Here is a 16,384-nt window from a genome sequence, read left to right as displayed (position 1 = left end):
ATTTTTAAATAAAATTTACAGGATAATGGCAATTAAGCCACCAGAACCTTCGTTAATAATACGCTCTAACGTATCTTTCAGTTTATAACGCGCATTTTCTGGCATAAGGGCAATCTTGGCCTGAATTCCTTCGCGAACGATAGAGCTTAATGATCTTCCAAATATATCGGATTCCCAAATAGATAGTGGATCTTCCTCAAAGTCTTGCATTAAATAACGTACAAGTTCTTCGCTCTGTTTTTCCGTCCCGATAATTGGAGCAAACTCTGATTCTACCTCGACTTTGATCATATGAATGGAAGGAGCAACGGCTTTTAACCGTACGCCATACCTTGAACCTTGTCTAATAATTTCTGGTTCTTCCAGTTCCATGTCTTCTAAACGAGGTGCAGCAATTCCATATCCAGTTTGCTTTACCATTTGTAAGGCACCTGCAACTTGGTCATATTCCCGTTTTGCAAAAGCAAAGTCCTGCATTAACTCTAACAGATGATCCTTTCCACGAATCTCTTCTCCTACAATCTCTTTTAATACTTCATCGTATAAATGATCTGGTGCGTGCAAATCAATTTCTGCAACACCTTCTCCCATTTCCATTCCCGCAATGTTTGCTTTATCTATATAATCAAATTCAGAGAAGTTTTGTACGATTTGATCTACATCCCGTAATCGTTTTATATTTTTTACCGTCGTTTGGATTGCCTCTTGGTAACTTTCTCTTAACCAATGCGTTTCACGTAACACCATTACCCAACTAGGCAAATTTACATTAACCTCTAATACAGGGAATTCGTACAATGCTTCCCTTAGTACGTTATAAACATCATGTTCTGTCATACTTTCGATACTCATGGATAATACAGGAATATCGTAAAACTCGGTTAACTCTTGTCTAAGCATTTCCGTTTCTTGACTTGTTGGTCTCGTTGAATTAATAACCATGATAAATGGTTTTCCTACTTCCTTTAACTCTTCTACCACTTTAGCTTCTGCTTCTTCGTAACTACTTCTAGAAAATTCTCCTATCGATCCATCCGTGGTTACAACTACCCCTATAGTAGAATGCTCCTGGATAACTTTTCTTGTGCCTATCTCTGCTGCATCGTGAAAAGGTATTGGATCTTCATACCATGGCGTGTGAATCATTCTTGGGCCATCTTCATCTTCAAATCCTTTAGCACCTTCAACTGCATAACCTACACAGTCTACTAATCTAACATTGACATCTAATCCGTCTTCTACATTAACCGTTACAGCTTGATTAGGTATAAACTTTGGCTCGGTAGTCATAATTGTCTTTCCTGCAGCACTTTGAGGTAATTCGTCATGGGCACGTACGCGATCATTTTCGTCAGCAATATTTGGTAAGACAACAAGTTCCATAAACTTTTTAATGAACGTTGACTTTCCCGTGCGTACCGCTCCAACAATACCTAGATAAATATCGCCATTCGTCCGTTTTGAAATATCTTTAAAAATATCGACCTTTTCCAAATAATCCCCTCCCGATCTCACTTACAATTTCTTCATGAACAAGCTACGAGTAATTGACATTACAAGTCTATGATGTTGTCCTACCCAAATATGACTTGATATGCTAAAAGAATAAAATTAATTGTCTTTTTATCCTTTTATAGTTACGGTCATGTTGAAAAGCTAAAGGCATGAAAGAAACCCTTGCAACAATATATTGTTACAAGGGTTTAATTATGCTAAATAAATTAATTTAAAAAAATTGGTTCTCCGCTTTTATCTATTGTGTACGGAAGAGAATAAACAGGAACAAATGGTGAGTGGTGAACTAAAATCTCTCGGATATCGTCACCTTCTTTAAAAGTATGTTCATACTTTTGGAGTGCATCAAATAAGTCGATCCGGTAATCAATAAAAAGATTTCCATCTTTGTCCATAATAATTGGTAAATTTTCTTGTGTAAATGGACTTCTGACGTAAGGTGCATGGTCTAAACCCATTTTTTTATAATCAATCGTATATAACCCTGGTGCTACTTCTTCAGCAAAAGGTGGATATAAATGTTGGTCGCGATATATTTCTAACTTTACATTAATATTTCGGATACCTTCAGCTAAACGTAAATCAATTAACTTAACAGTTGGCTTATTTTCAGGATCGATAATTGTGTATTGATAAATCCCGCCATTTTCAAAAGCATTCCCCGGTATTTCATTGATTAAATGACTTTCCTTTAAAGTTGTAAAATCAACCAAATATTTTTCGTAAATAGGTGTTTCCATTGGTTTAGTCTTAATAGGTACAAGCCCATTATTCTGCTGTTTATATGTTTCAATAGCTTTTTGGACTGAATCCAACTGCACTTCATTGGGAACCTGATTTTTTTCTAATTCACTATTAGGATATAAACAGCCACTCAACAAAATAACGAAAAGTATAGAAAATGCAGTTTTAAAATATGTACGTTTCATTATAAACCCCTTTCATACACTACTGTGTCGGACCACTAAATACGATATAAAATACAATAAGTGCACCGATAACGAGGCATACGTATGCGAGTAAAGATACGACAGAAGCAATAAATCCTTTTAATTTTTTCCTGCTTAATTCAATAAATACTATAGCCAAAATTAAGAGAGCGATTCCACCAAAAGAAATGATCTCTTTTAGTCCTGCTGTAGACATGTACTTCACTCCTAGTTTATTACATAATGTTGCACCGCCTATTATAACATAATCAAAACAACAACGATGAATAATATGTGTTTGTGCTGAAAGTTGTATAAGCTTGTCTAACACAATAAAAAACCGAAATAAAGTGGGGCTATCTTTATCTCGGTTTGACTAAATAATCCCTATGCAACTCTATCCATGAATGCTTGTGCGTTGTATTTTATGCGAGGAAGTTCTATTTTGTATCCTCACTTGCCCAGATATGACTATTTTTTAAATAGTTTATTTAAAGACTGCATATCCATCGGCATGTTGTTTGATGTGATCATACTAACTATCTGGTCTTCTTTATCTTTTGATATTGGCTTATTTGCCATTTGAGCTAATTGACGGATTAACTGTCTTACAGTTCGTTCATCTGAAAAATCAGCATGTTTTACAGAATCAGCCACCTTATATATTTCATTGGGACTTAAATTCGCTTGTTTCTTAATTTTCTCAAATGGATTTTGGTTACTCACATACTCGCCTCCTTGCATCGTCATTCGAAATATTATATGCAAGGTGAACGTAAGTTGTTATCGTGTATTTCTATTCCTAATTAAAGAGGCTAATGCATCCATTTCTTCCCTCTTATCGCGATTCATTAACTGCTCTACTATATCTTTTGGCTTCTTATCCTCAAATAAGATTTGATAGATTCCATATGTAATTGGCATTTCTACACCTTCAGCTTCAGCAAATTTATAGGCTGCTTCTGCAGTTCGAACACCTTCTACAACCATTCCCATTTGGTCTAAGATGTCGTCCAATTTTTTACCTTTTCCTAGCAAGTTTCCTGCACGCCAGTTTCGACTATGTACACTTGTGCACGTAACAATGAGATCACCGACACCTGAAAGCCCCAAAAAAGATAATGGATTTGCTCCCAGTGAAGTACCTAGTCGCGTAATTTCTGCAAGTCCCCTCGTTATTAATGCAGCTTTTGCATTATCTCCATAGCCTAATCCATCGGAAATACCGGCTCCTAGTGCGATAATATTTTTTAATGCTCCACCAAGTTCAATCCCAATCATGTCATTACTTGTATAAACACGAAATGCATCATTAAAAAACAGATGTTGTGCCTGTTTAGCATTTTCCTCAGAGAGAGATGCAACTGTAACCGTTGTTGGTTGCCGCATAGCTACTTCTTCTGCATGACTAGGACCAGATAATACGACAATATCATCATAGCTATATTGTTCCATTTCTTCACTTATCATTTGGGAGACTCTTTTTAAAGTACCGGGCTCAATACCTTTGGAGGCATGTATTAAAACTGGTTTATGCTCTAATTGTTCACTTAAGTTTTGACAAACCTCACGAATAGCTTTCGTAGGAACAACAAGTACGATTGCTTCTACATCTTTTATCGCTTCATATAAGTCGTAATAAGCTTTAATCTGTTCTGGAATCATAATTTCCAAATACTGCTCATTTTTATGTGTTTCATTAATTTTATTTGCTTGCTCTTCCCGAAATGTCCAAAGTCTTACGTCGTGACCATTATCAGCTAATACAATACTTAAAGCTGTTCCCCAACTGCCTGCACCTAACACAGCAACTTTAGTAGTCAATTTCATTCCTCCTTATTGACGCTTTCTAGCAAAAAGATTAATTGGTGTACCAACAAATCCGAAAGCTTCCCTAATTTTATTCTCTAAAAATCGTTTATATGAAAAATGTAATAACTCAGGATCATTAACAAAAATAACAAATGAAGGTGGCTTCACCGCTACTTGTGTAGCATATAATATTTTTAATCGTTTTCCTTTAAATGTTGTAGTTGGATTTAAAGCTATAGCATCCATAATGACGTCATTTAACACGTTTGTCGGTACTCGCTTAGCATGGTTATCACTTGCCATTCGAATTTCTGGTAATAATGTATGAATACGTTTTTTTGTTTTTGCAGATAAAAACACAATAGGTGCATAATCCAAAAATTGAAAGTGAGTACGTATGTTTTCTTCAAACGATTTCATTGCTTTTTCATTACTATCTACAGTATCCCATTTATTCACAACAATAATGACCGCACGTCCTGCATCATGTGCATATCCAGCAATGCGTTTATCTTGTTCACGGATACCAGTTTCTGCATCAATTAAAACTAGCACAACATCCGAACGTTCAATTGCTTTTAGTGCCCGAAGTACACTATATTTTTCCGTAGCTTCATACACCTTACCTTTTTTACGCATACCTGCTGTATCAATAATAACATAACTTTGTCCATCGCGATCTAATCGTGTGTCTACAGCGTCACGTGTTGTTCCCTCTATATCACTAACAATTACACGTTCCTCATTTAATAACGCATTCACTAATGAAGACTTACCCACATTCGGTCGGCCTATTAAGCTGAAATGTATCGTTTCGTCATCTTCATCTGTTTCATCGAAAGAAGGAAAATGTTTAACAACATCATCTAGTAAATCACCTAATCCAAGCCCATGGGCACCAGAAATCGGATATGGCTCTCCAAAACCTAACGCATAATATTCATAAATTTCATTTCGCATCTCAGGATTATCTATTTTATTTACTCCTAAAACAACTGGTTTTTTTGATTTGAATAAGATCTTTGCAACAGCCTCATCTGCTGATGTAATACCTTCCCTTCCATTCAATAAAAAGATGATAACATCCGCTTCATCAATTGCAATTTCTGCTTGCTGACGAACTAAATCTAATAGTGGCTCATCCCCCATTGAAATACCACCTGTATCAATGAGGTCAAATAAAACAGTTAACCATTCTGCTTGTGCGTATACCCGGTCTCTTGTTACTCCCGGCTTATCTTCTACAATTGAAATTCTTTCGCCTACAAGGCGATTAAAAATAGTTGACTTTCCAACATTCGGTCTACCAACTATTGCGACAACAGGTTTCCTCATGAAAGGAACATCCTTTCTCTATTTACATTTTAACTTTATTCATTTTAGCAAAAGTTACTGTGATTAACAATTTTTATTCATGTTTAACAACGCAACATTTTACAATTTATAGACATTCTGTACTTTTTAAAAAGGATAATGACCTCTTAATTTTGCAAGTAAATATCGTTTCATTTGCATCCAAAAATTCAGGAAAGTCGTGAATAAAACTGTTACACATAATGTATCAAAGAAATACATTGCTCCAATAATATACGGCAAATTATAACTGTATAGGATAAGAGCATATAATAACTCCCCACCACATAATCCAATTACTACAACAGCCAACCTGTTAGTATGTTCTGTACATAGAAAATAGGTAATACCAACGATTATACATGGAATGAATATCATTCGGGGGAACAATAACCAAATTGGCGCTTCTTGTTCCCAAATTAAAATACTTGCATAAGCCACCATGACTGTTAAGCCAATTGCCAAATGAAAAACCTGTTTAACAACGTCGAAATAAATAAGGAAACAACCGAAAAATAGGATGAAAAAGGCGAATGAAAAATTAATATTTGAAACAGTAACGTATATTTTTGATGAGCAAATAATTAATAAAATCCATGTAATTAAAAAAGTTCTTTTTTTAGCTTTATCCATAAAAAAGTATACAATAATAAATAAAATCCAAGCAATCCATAAAAATAACAATCCACTATTCATAGTCCCATCTCCGAATTTTACATTTCGTTTACTATGTATAGTATGACGGATGAAGCGTGGTTTTAAACAGCTGTTTAAAAAAGTGAGTCTATTATACCGTTAGACTCACTCATTTTAATTATTTATATTTATCTAATTTATTTCCTATCAGATCGCCAAGCTGGAAGCTCGTATGGTCATCCTCTTTTTCGTATTGTTTAAATTCCTTTGCTTCTTGTTCCTCTTCAATTTCACGAATACTTAATGATAGGCGTTCATCTTGTACATTTATGTCGAGCACTTTTACATTGACCTTTTGACCAACCTTTAATACTTCTTGAGGTGTCCCGATGTGGCGATTGGCAATTTGCGAAATATGTACAAGACCTTCAACACCAGGTTTTACTTCAACAAAAGCCCCGAAATTTACAAGCCTTTTCACTATACCTTCTAACACTTGACCTGCATGAATATCCTCCTCTAAGCGATCCCAAGGTCCAGGTAGCGTATTTTTTCTTGAAAGTGAAATACGCTCGTTCTCACGATCAACGGAAAGTACCTCAACCTTCACCTTTTCACCTTCTGTTACAATGTTTGTAGCTGAATCAACATGTTCATGTGCCAATTGAGAAATATGTACAAGACCATCGATTCCACCTAAATCAACAAAAACACCAAAGTCTGTAATACGACTAACTGTACCTTCCAATACTTGGCCTTGTGCTAAGGAATCCAATAGTTCTGCTTTCTTCTGGGAGGCATCTTGTTCAATAACTGCACGATGTGACAGGATAATTCGGTTCTTTTCACGGTCTAGATCGACAATCTTTACTGATAATGATTGATTTACATAACCGGAAAAATCCTCCACATAATGGGTTTCTACCATAGATGCAGGAATAAATCCTCGTACGCCTACATCAGTTACTAATCCGCCTTTGACAACTTCCTTTATTGTAACATCAAATGTTGCATCATTTGCTAACTTTTCTTCTAAATCTTTCCAAGCATTATCTGCATCTACTGCCTTTTTCGATAGGATTACTTCATCATCTGACACTTTTTTAATAATTAATGTGAGTTCATCACCTAATTTCACAACTTCATTCATATCTTTCACAAATAAATTGGATAGTTCTTGTAAAGGTATTACTCCTTCAGTTTTGTAACCGATGTCTACTAATACTTGGCTGTCTTCAATTTTAACAACCTGTCCTTTAACTGTTTCGCCTACTTGTAAATTTGGAAAGTCATTCGCATTTTCACTCATGATTATGTCCTCCTTAGAAACCAAAAACGTCTTTCATTATTTAAATAAAATGAGTCCGTTTCGATCTTCTGTTTTTATGTTATCTTATCCCTTAATTATAAGTTCCAATAATCCGTTTTGTTTGTCAAGCAATATTTACTTCTATTCCTATTGTAATAAAATCTGAATCTCATCCATAATTGCATCTGCTGCTTGTTTTGCATTTACTTTTTGGGCACGTAAAGCTTCCATATCCATTGGTTTTCCATATGTTACAACGGTTTTATGAAAGGGTTTATAAGTACCTTTAATCGCACATGGAATAACGACTGCTTTTGATTTTAGCGCAAAAAAACCGACCCCTGGTAGTGGTTTTCCCAACTTCCCGGTTTTACTTCTTGTCCCTTCTGGAAAGAGTCCAAGCGTCTTCCCTTCTGCTAATATATTCATCCCTTTTCGCAATGCTTGTCGGTCACTTGCCCCGCGTTTTATTGGAAAAGCATTGATACCTGTTAATAATTTATTTAAAAACCTATTATCAAATAGTTCTTCCTTTGCCATGAAATAAATATCTCGAGATGAAGTTATCCCAACTACAGGTGGATCTAAGTTAGAAATATGGTTAGAACATATAATCACAGCGCCATTTTTAGGAATATTTTCACGGCCAACTACTTTAATACGATAAAGCGGAAAAAAGATGATGGCAACAATCCTTTTAGCAAATCTATATAATGTCATTCGCTAGCATTACTTTCCAAAATCCGTATTGCCTCATCCAAAATCCGTGTCGTAACATCATCTATCGACATTGAAGTAGTATCTATTTCAATGGCGTCTGGAGCTTTTACAAGTGGCGCAGTCTCTCTCTCAGAGTCTAGTTGGTCCCTTTCAATTATTTCTTGCTTTAATTGTTCAAAATCAGACTTAAATCCTTTTTGAAGATTTTCTTCATGTCTTCTTCTTGCTCTTTCATCCGCTGAAGCAATTAAAAATATTTTCAATTCAGCATGTGGTAAAACATGTGTACCAATATCACGGCCATCCATGACAATCCCTCGTTTTGCAGCAAGTTCTTGTTGCTGTTTTAACATTTGTTTTCGAATTGATGGATGTTTCGCTACAATAGATACATGATTGGTTACTTGTTGTGAGCGAATATCTTCTGTCACATCTTTTCCATCTAATAGGACGTGTTGACCATCTGGTTTGTAAACAAGCTCTATGTTAGTTTGCGCTAGTAAGGCAGCCAACTGTTCCTCTTGTTCTAAAGATATATTTTCATTTAACGCTTTTAATGTAATGGTCCGATACATGGCTCCTGTGTCTACATAAATGTAAGACAACTTTTTCGCTACCTTTTTTGCAACCGTACTTTTACCGGCTGCAGCTGGTCCATCTATTGCAATTTTTATATATGTTGAATTTTCCAATTAAAACACCTCTTATTTTACTTATCAAATACATTATGAATATAAACCTTTTCTTCGTGCTTCTCTCTCTTTTTGAAAGCAAAACTTTATTAATAATTCTTGGTTTAGTTTTGATATATTTTCAAATTTTATCGAAGCAACCATACGCGCTTTTTGTTCATAATGAATGCGTACAACATGCCCTAATAAATTCAAATACTGATGCTCACCTTGATCTGATTCTAACACAAGCCATAAATCTAAAAGTTCATCTTCTTTTAAATCAACACCTTGTGGAACGATAACGGAGAGTCCTCCCCCACTAATATCTCGAGTAATCGTAGTAAAAGGTGAAAATTGCTTATTTTTACTATGTATTGCCACGTCTACTGCTGTTTCGATTCTCATAAAATTTCTACGTTGAATACGGTGAATATCTTCATTTGTAGGCTTTTTAATGGCTATCACCGGTATTGGTATTTTGACAGGTTTTATTACTTTACTTGCAAATTGAAAAACAACATCTTGTTCATCAACAAAAGAGGCTATAATCTCCGTTTCACGTGGGAAGAATGTAGACTTTTTTGTTTTGATATTAATAGGATGTGAAATAAATACAAACTGTTCATCTACATCAATCAACTTACTATGGTACGTTGTTTCACTTTCTTTCCCCACTTCTTTAATCGTTAATAGTTGCCCAATCTTCATAAATTCACCAGCTTTTATCATTAGTATTCACTTGTACAATGACTATACACTAATTATTACAGAAAACAGTAAAAAAGGAAAGGTCATTTACCTTTCCTTTTAACACTTTTATATGCCAGAAAAATTCATTTCTGCATGACCTAGTTTTTCTACGATTTCTTCCTTTCCATCGTTCGCATTAATAAAAATACGATACGTATCATCATCTAGCGTGCCTAGAAATTCATATACTAATACTTCTTTTCCTAAATCATTTTCTACAATTGCAACAAAGTCTTCATGTATTTTCAAATTTGGATTTAATGAACGCTCTGCTTCCTCTTTCGAAATTTCTGGTTGTGGTATATCTCTTTTCTTATGATTCATATAAAAGTTTCGAGTTGTTAAACCGATAATATCTCCATTATCCAAAGCTACTTTCACATCTACTGAATCAGGGTATACCCGTACGCCATTATCCTCATAAATGAAAGAATATACACCAGTATCATCATATTCCGCACTCTGTAACAAAACCATCTGATCTAAGCCTAATTTTTTTATATACTTTCTTGCAGCTTCATAACCATCATTCAAACTTAATTTTTTCTCATCCATTGTCCTATTTACGAGTAATGTGATTGGATGCCCGCCTTTTTCGGAAATATCCATATAAGCCCGCTTATCATTTTCTTCGTACGAAAGGCTATATAACGGATTTGTTGCCCCATCTCCTGTTTTAGTAACTTTTACTTTGCTAGTATCTTTTATATGAAAAATTCTTTGCCCCTGTTCCAAAGCTTCCTGTTCAGAAATTTTCTTTCCTTTCACATTTTCAAACGTATGATCTTCCGTATTTGGTCCGATTAGTGGAGAATCATCGTTTCCTTCTGCATAGCCTTCTACTTTCTTTTCAACAGTTTTTAGCCCATCAATAATCGTATTATCAGCTTGTTCATCTTGTGTTGCCAAAGCTAGTTGTACATCCATCCATCTTAAATTATTATCTAAAACAAGGTGCTGTACTTGTCTTAACTCATTTTTAATATCATGTGCTTGACCGTAAAGATCTCGAAGTGTTCGCATTTCCTTCTTTGACAAAGGTTCCGTATCTAAATCTCTAACCGCTGTACGATACGTAAAATCTCCGATGTTTGAAAGAAATCCTTCCGTTTTATTAAACGGTAATAAAGTTAAAGGTAATTGTCCAACGTTTGACAACGCCTCCGATGTTATACGCCAAATTTCAATTAGTTGTGGCGATAGACTTGTTGGGGAATTCATTGCTAGAGCGGTTCCTATCTTATCATGTAACAAATCCATATGATAGGAAAGTTCATGGAACGAACGTTGATACGTATTTTCTGCTTGTATTAAAATAGCATTCTTTTCATTATGTTCCTTATAACCCCATACGCCCATCCCTACTATTCCAACAGCTAATATGGCAATTAGTATATTTCGAATCAAGTGAGACACCAACCTTTCTATTTACAAAAAATATGTTTGCCAATCTGTTTAATTTGTGGACGGCTCCAGATCCAACTTGAAGTTGCGGTTTCTGGATTAAAATAATATAGCGCATTTCCTGTTGGATCCCAACCATTTATCGCATCTAATACTGCTTTTTTAGATGTTTCATTCGGTGTTAACCAAATTTGCCCATCCGATACAGCCGTAAATGCGCGTGGTTCAAAAATAACGCCGGCTACTGTGTTTGGAAATGTTGCGCTTTTTACGCGATTTAATATGACAGCAGCAACTGCAACCTGTCCCTCATACGGTTCACCTCTTGCTTCTCCATGAACTGCGTTAGCCAAAAGCTTGACATCATTTTGTGAATAGCCTTTTGGAACATTTACTGCTGTAGTAGTTGTATTCGCATTATTTCCTGTATTTGTATTTTTACTAGGTGCTGTATTTTGGTTGTTTTGTGCTGGCTTCGTTTGTTTTTTTAAATCAACACCACCATAATAAGTAAAAGTATTTCCTTTATTGATTTGGTCCTTTACATACTTTTCGTCATATTTACTTGCTTTTACTAACTTTTGTTTTGCTTTTGCACCAGCTAGACCGTCAATTTCCATCCCATATTTTTCTTGAAAGTTTCGTAAAGCCCAATACGTACTCCAACCAAATACACCATCAATCTTTCCATGATAAAAGCCTATGTACTGTAATCTTGCCTGTAATTCTATGACATCATCACCAACCGCTCCCCTTTGAATGATTTGAGAGCTAAATGCATGAGCCTTATGTGTAGGTACTTGTAATCCAATTGAAAAAAAACATATAATAATACATAATAATAGGCAGCTACGTTTTTTTATTGCCATTTAGATTGCCTCCTAAAGTCCTATTGTTTTGTAAACCTATTTTTTGGAGTATCACTAATTTTATTCATCGTTTGGTAGAAAGTTTATGATTTTATAATCTACAAAAAAATCCACATATCATTTGATTGTGGATTGTAGCAACTTATATTGGAGTGATTACGATACATCTCTATTTGCTCTTTGCACGCGATTTAAACTAATGAACCATAAAATAACCATAAATGGAATCAATAGTAAAAGCCATTTACTTATTATGGTTTTTAAAATCAAATTATAGATACCATGAAACAAAAGTGGAATGATGAGTGCGTAAAATATATTCCTTTTTTGATGTTTTGGGTGCATTTTTGCTTTTCCGAAGTGATAACCCATCATTACACCGAACAAAGCGTGGGAGGATACTGGGAAAATAGCGCGCGTGAATGCATATTCAATACCATTGGCAAATAAATATAAAATATTTTCTACTGTCGCGAAGCCTAAACTGATAGAGACAGCGTATACGATACCGTCATAATGCGCATCAAATTCTGTATGTTGGTATATAACATATATAAAAATAAACCATTTAAAGAATTCTTCCGATAATGCAATGATTAAAAACGATTCAACAAACACATTTGTAATTCCTTCAGTTTGAAACGCATATTGAATAAACATAATAGGAAAAACTAATAAAGCACCAAAAATAAACGTTCGAATAATTAGTGCAATTGGTTCAGTATAGCGATCTTTGAAATAAAAAAATGACATTAGTGCAACTGTTGGTGCTAATCCAGCAGATAATAGTGCAAACATATTTTTTGAAACCTCTTTCACTTAAACTAATTTTAGCTTACCATGTTTCACAGCTTTTTAGAATACATAAATTTATATAGAAGGTGTAAGTAAATGAAAAGGATATTAATTATTCACACAGGTGGCACAATTTCCATGTTGGAAGACAAAGATTCAGGTGCAGTATTACAAACGACTCAACATCCATTGTTAGGGATTCCATTAAAAATTGAACCATCAATACATATTAGTGAAAAAGTAATTTTTTCTTTACCATCTCCACAAATCACGATGCAGCATATGATGACTCTTGCAAACTTTATTAGGGATAGATTAACAGAATTCGATGGATTCATCGTCACACACGGCACAGACACGTTAGAGGAAACTGCCTATTTTTTAGATTTAGTAATAGAGACATCGAAACCAATCGTTATTACCGGTGCAATGAGATCAAGTAATGAAGTTGGATCGGATGCTTTATATAATTTAATAAGTTCCATACGAGTTGCTGGAACTGAGGATGCTAATGGAAAAGGTGTTTTAATTGTAATGAACGATGAAATACATACAGCTGTAAACTGTACGAAGACTTCAACAAGTAATGTAGCAACTTTTCAAAGTCCACAGTACGGTCCAATAGGTCTTATTACAAAAGACCATGTCCTTTTTCACCATACAATTTTAAACCGAACGACTTATCCAATTAAGACGATAAACAAAAATGTATTATTACTAAAGGCTTATGCAGGAATGGATGGAGAAATAGTTAAGGCAATTTTAAGCTGTCATCCTGATGGTATTGTCATCGAGGCACTTGGCCAAGGTAATTTACCGAAAGATATGGTACATGCTTTACAGAGCTGTCAAACGAAGAATATCCCTATCGTACTAGTATCTAGATGTTATAAAGGTATTGTGCAGCCTACATATGGATATGAAGGTGGGGGTAAACAGCTAAAAGAAATGGGGATGATATTCGCAAGCGATTTAACTGGCCAAAAAGCGCGGATAAAACTGATGGTAGTCTTAGAGTCACAATCCGAATACGAACATATCGTTTCAGAATTTGAAGAAAAATAAAAGATAGCATATTGCTATCTTTTATTTTTGATTGCTTGGGCAATTAATTGACCGTGAAATCGCCCGTTTTCGATAAAAATTTCATTGTTATTATTTCCAGCTGCAACTACTCCAGCTATATAAAGCCCATCTATGTTCGATTCCATTGTTTCCTCATTATATTGTGGTTTACCATTTTCTTTGTTGATATGGACACCGGCATGATTTAACAATTCCACATTCGGACGATAGCCTGTCATAGCAAATACAAAGTCACTTTTCACCTTTTTTTGTTCACCATTTACTCGGTAGTAAACATATTCATGCGTAATTTTATCAATATGCGCCTGAAATACCATCTTTATAATATCCTTATTCACTAATGATTCGAAATCTGGTAGAATCCAAGGTTTTATACTAGATGAGTACGTTTCACCACGATATAACACGGTTATATTTGCACCTGCATGATGTAGTTCTAATGCTGCGTCTACCGCAGAATTCTTTCCACCTATGATGACAACATCCTTATTATAGTATGGGTGCCCTTCTTTAAAATAATGCGATACTTTCGCCAAATCTTCGCCGGGGACATGCATGAAATTTGGTTGATCATAATACCCTGTCGCGACGACGATTTGCTCTGCCGCATACTCTTTTATCTTATCTTGATTATCTATGGTTTTAATCATAAAATAATCGTCTTGCTTCACAATTTCTAATGCATTTTCAAACGTATTGATTCGTAAGTTTGATCGCTTGGCTACTTCACGATAATACGCCAAAGCCTGAATTCTAACTGGCTTTTGTTTTTCTGTAATAAACGGAAAATCACCAATTTCAAGTTTTTCACTCGAACTAAAAAAAGTTTGATGAGTTGGAAACTTGTATATCGTTTGAACGACATTCCCCTTTTCAATTATAAGCGGACGAATCCCTTGTTTTTGTAATGCTATTGCACAGGACATCCCACAAGGTCCGCCTCCAATTATGATTACTTCTTCCCTTTGCAACATAATTTGCACTTCCTTTATATCCACTTTAATAATAAAAAACTCCTATCCTATATACATGATAAGAGTTTTTTAGTCATTTATCCAGTTTTTAAATGGTTAGAACGATTCTACTAAACCCAACCACGAAAACGCGAGGCCTCTGCGGTTTTTCGTACACCAACCATGTAAGCTGCTAAACGCATATCCACTTTTCTCGTTTGTGAAGTATGATAAATATTTTCAAAAGCATTAATCATCGTAGTATGAAGTCGTTCATCAATTTCTTCTTCCGTCCAATAGAAACCTTGATTATTCTGTACCCATTCGAAATAAGAGACTGTAACTCCACCAGCTGAGGCTAATACATCTGGTACAAGTAATTTGCCTCTCTCTGTAAGAATCTTCGTCGCCGCCATAGTGGTTGGACCATTTGCTGCTTCCACAATAATATCTGCTTTGATGTTATGTGCATTTTTTTCGGTAATTTGGTTTTCGACAGCAGCTGGCACTAAAATATCACAATCAACCTCGAGTAATTCTTTATTCGAAATAGTATTTTCAAATAAGGTTGTTACCGTTCCAAAACTATCACGTCGATCTAATAAATAATCTATATCTAACCCTTCTGGATCATGCAGAGCACCATAAGCATCAGATATCCCAACTATTTTAGCACCTGCGTCATGCAAGAACTTAGATAAGAAACTACCAGCATTACCAAAGCCTTGTACAACTACTCGTGCTCCCTTCACATCTAATCCACGTTTCTTAGCAGCTTCATTAATTACAATTGTTACGCCTTTTGCAGTGGCAGATTCTCTACCATGAGAGCCACCTAGAACAATTGGTTTACCCGTAATAAACCCAGGACTATTAAATTCATCAATTCGACTGTACTCATCCATCATCCACGCCATAATTTGTGAATTCGTAAATACATCAGGTGCCGGAATATCTTTCGTAGGTCCCACCACTTGACTGATCGCCCGAACATATCCCCGGCTCAATCCTTCAAGCTCACGAAAAGACATCTCTCGTGGATCACATATAATACCACCTTTTCCACCACCATATGGTAAATCAACGATTCCTGCTTTTAATGTCATCCAAATAGATAGCGCCTTCACTTCATCTTCCGTAACATCCGGATGAAATCTTACGCCACCTTTTGTTGGACCAACAGCATCATTATGTTGTGCACGGTATCCAGTAAATACCTTCACGGAACCATCATCCATGCGTACAGGAATTCTTACTGTCATCATGCGAATTGGTTCTTTTAACAATTGATAAACCTCATCTGGGTAACCCAACTTTTCTAATGCGGTTTTTATGACAGTCCTAGTTGAAATCAACAAATCTGTATCAGTATTTTTCTCTTTAGTAGAGTCTGCTGCTTTATCGGCTACCATGGATTAACCTCCTAAAAATTCATAAATAATATTAATGCTATACTCAAGCATTAGTATACACTTTCATAATAATATTGCAATAATATGTGACATTTTTTTAAAAGCTTTCATCATTTTTGTAAGCGTTTACCAAGCTAGTTATTTCATTACATTTTTAGTCGGATTCA

17 protein-coding genes are annotated in these 16,384 nt (G+C 35.2%); 1 reads left to right on the top strand and 16 read right to left on the bottom strand.

The window, feature by feature from the left end; all coding sequences use genetic code 11:
* Window positions 1–15: 15 nt before the first annotated feature.
* The 14 genes from spoIVA to prsW all read right to left on the bottom strand — a co-directional run bounded on the left by spoIVA (window position 16) and on the right by prsW (window position 12,769).
* Window positions 16–1,494 carry a stage IV sporulation protein A gene (spoIVA, locus tag ACFFIS_RS01065; RefSeq protein WP_390185788.1) on the bottom strand — a complete coding sequence of 493 codons (1,479 nt, stop codon included), beginning with the start codon at window positions 1,492–1,494 and terminating at the stop codon, window positions 16–18.
* A 227-nt stretch (window positions 1,495–1,721) separates the two neighbouring features.
* Window positions 1,722–2,444, bottom strand: coding sequence for a YphF family lipoprotein (locus ACFFIS_RS01060; RefSeq protein ID WP_320379067.1), 723 nt, complete (start codon window positions 2,442–2,444; stop codon window positions 1,722–1,724).
* 19 nt (window positions 2,445–2,463) lie between these two features.
* A complete protein-coding gene (locus ACFFIS_RS01055) occupies window positions 2,464–2,661 on the bottom strand; it encodes a DUF2768 domain-containing protein (RefSeq protein ID WP_390185787.1) in 198 nt (65 codons plus the stop codon).
* Window positions 2,662–2,915: 254 nt separating this feature from the next.
* A complete protein-coding gene (locus ACFFIS_RS01050; RefSeq protein WP_320379069.1) occupies window positions 2,916–3,170 on the bottom strand; it encodes a stage VI sporulation protein F in 255 nt (84 codons plus the stop codon).
* A gap of 57 nt (window positions 3,171–3,227) precedes the next feature.
* Window positions 3,228–4,268: an NAD(P)H-dependent glycerol-3-phosphate dehydrogenase gene (locus tag ACFFIS_RS01045; protein ID WP_320379070.1), complete on the bottom strand. Its 1,041-nt coding sequence runs from the start codon at window positions 4,266–4,268 to the stop codon at window positions 3,228–3,230.
* A gap of 12 nt (window positions 4,269–4,280) precedes the next feature.
* Window positions 4,281–5,591 (bottom strand): ribosome biogenesis GTPase Der, encoded by a 1,311-nt coding sequence (der, locus tag ACFFIS_RS01040; protein WP_390185786.1) that lies wholly within the window; start codon window positions 5,589–5,591, stop codon window positions 4,281–4,283.
* A 126-nt stretch (window positions 5,592–5,717) separates the two neighbouring features.
* Entirely contained in the window at window positions 5,718–6,305 is a 588-nt protein-coding gene (locus ACFFIS_RS01035) for a YphA family membrane protein (RefSeq protein ID WP_320379071.1), read from the bottom strand.
* Window positions 6,306–6,423: 118 nt separating this feature from the next.
* Complete coding sequence (rpsA, locus tag ACFFIS_RS01030; protein WP_390185785.1) at window positions 6,424–7,554, bottom strand: 30S ribosomal protein S1; 1,131 nt, start codon at window positions 7,552–7,554, stop codon at window positions 6,424–6,426.
* A 147-nt stretch (window positions 7,555–7,701) separates the two neighbouring features.
* A complete protein-coding gene (locus ACFFIS_RS01025; RefSeq protein ID WP_390185784.1) occupies window positions 7,702–8,274 on the bottom strand; it encodes a lysophospholipid acyltransferase family protein in 573 nt (190 codons plus the stop codon).
* A complete protein-coding gene (cmk, locus tag ACFFIS_RS01020) occupies window positions 8,271–8,966 on the bottom strand; it encodes a (d)CMP kinase (protein WP_320379072.1) in 696 nt (231 codons plus the stop codon). Before cmk ends, ACFFIS_RS01025 begins: the two co-directional genes overlap by 4 nt.
* Window positions 8,967–8,999: 33 nt before the next feature.
* Entirely contained in the window at window positions 9,000–9,656 is a 657-nt protein-coding gene (locus tag ACFFIS_RS01015) for a flagellar brake protein (protein WP_320379073.1), read from the bottom strand.
* 108 nt (window positions 9,657–9,764) lie between these two features.
* Window positions 9,765–11,114, bottom strand: a complete 1,350-nt coding sequence (gene ypeB / locus ACFFIS_RS01010) for a germination protein YpeB (RefSeq protein ID WP_390185783.1) — start codon at window positions 11,112–11,114, stop codon at window positions 9,765–9,767.
* An 8-nt stretch (window positions 11,115–11,122) separates the two neighbouring features.
* Window positions 11,123–11,971, bottom strand: a complete 849-nt coding sequence (sleB, locus tag ACFFIS_RS01005; RefSeq protein WP_390185782.1) for a spore cortex-lytic enzyme — start codon at window positions 11,969–11,971, stop codon at window positions 11,123–11,125.
* 156 nt (window positions 11,972–12,127) lie between these two features.
* Window positions 12,128–12,769, bottom strand: coding sequence for a glutamic-type intramembrane protease PrsW (gene prsW / locus ACFFIS_RS01000; RefSeq protein ID WP_390185780.1), 642 nt, complete (start codon window positions 12,767–12,769; stop codon window positions 12,128–12,130).
* Between the two features lie 93 nt (window positions 12,770–12,862).
* Here prsW and ACFFIS_RS00995 point away from each other — a divergent pair, with 93 nt between their 5' ends.
* Window positions 12,863–13,831 (top strand): asparaginase, encoded by a 969-nt coding sequence (locus ACFFIS_RS00995; RefSeq protein ID WP_320379076.1) that lies wholly within the window; start codon window positions 12,863–12,865, stop codon window positions 13,829–13,831.
* 14 nt (window positions 13,832–13,845) lie between these two features.
* On the opposite strand, the gene ACFFIS_RS00990 is transcribed toward ACFFIS_RS00995, so the two are convergent.
* Window positions 13,846–14,823, bottom strand: a complete 978-nt coding sequence (locus ACFFIS_RS00990) for a YpdA family putative bacillithiol disulfide reductase (RefSeq protein ID WP_390185824.1) — start codon at window positions 14,821–14,823, stop codon at window positions 13,846–13,848.
* A 113-nt stretch (window positions 14,824–14,936) separates the two neighbouring features.
* Window positions 14,937–16,217: a Glu/Leu/Phe/Val family dehydrogenase gene (locus ACFFIS_RS00985; protein WP_390185778.1), complete on the bottom strand. Its 1,281-nt coding sequence runs from the start codon at window positions 16,215–16,217 to the stop codon at window positions 14,937–14,939.
* Window positions 16,218–16,384 lie beyond the last annotated feature (167 nt).

The organism is Paracerasibacillus soli (assembly GCF_042432965.1).
Taxonomy (GTDB): Bacteria; Bacillota; Bacilli; order Bacillales; family Amphibacillaceae; genus Paracerasibacillus; species Paracerasibacillus soli.
The sequence above is the reverse complement of the archived record's forward strand: the minus strand, read 5'-3'. Positions and strand labels throughout refer to the sequence as shown.

Excerpts from the sequence above, each read along its gene's own strand:
- ACFFIS_RS01060 (WP_320379067.1), bottom strand. The coding sequence starts at position 2,444 with ATGAAACGTACATATTTTAAAACTGCATTTTCTATACTTTTCGTTATT.
- ACFFIS_RS01055 (WP_390185787.1), bottom strand. The coding sequence starts at position 2,661 with ATGTCTACAGCAGGACTAAAAGAGATCATTTCTTTTGGTGGAATCGCT.
- der (WP_390185786.1), bottom strand. The coding sequence starts at position 5,591 with ATGAGGAAACCTGTTGTCGCAATAGTTGGTAGACCGAATGTTGGAAAG.
- ACFFIS_RS01035 (WP_320379071.1), bottom strand. The coding sequence starts at position 6,305 with ATGAATAGTGGATTGTTATTTTTATGGATTGCTTGGATTTTATTTATT.
- rpsA (WP_390185785.1), bottom strand. The coding sequence starts at position 7,554 with ATGAGTGAAAATGCGAATGACTTTCCAAATTTACAAGTAGGCGAAACA.
- ACFFIS_RS01025 (WP_390185784.1), bottom strand. The coding sequence starts at position 8,274 with ATGACATTATATAGATTTGCTAAAAGGATTGTTGCCATCATCTTTTTT.
- ACFFIS_RS01015 (WP_320379073.1), bottom strand. The coding sequence starts at position 9,656 with ATGAAGATTGGGCAACTATTAACGATTAAAGAAGTGGGGAAAGAAAGT.
- sleB (WP_390185782.1), bottom strand. The coding sequence starts at position 11,971 with ATGGCAATAAAAAAACGTAGCTGCCTATTATTATGTATTATTATATGT.
- prsW (WP_390185780.1), bottom strand. The coding sequence starts at position 12,769 with ATGTTTGCACTATTATCTGCTGGATTAGCACCAACAGTTGCACTAATG.
- ACFFIS_RS00995 (WP_320379076.1), top strand. The coding sequence starts at position 12,863 with ATGAAAAGGATATTAATTATTCACACAGGTGGCACAATTTCCATGTTG.
- ACFFIS_RS00985 (WP_390185778.1), bottom strand. The coding sequence starts at position 16,217 with ATGGTAGCCGATAAAGCAGCAGACTCTACTAAAGAGAAAAATACTGAT.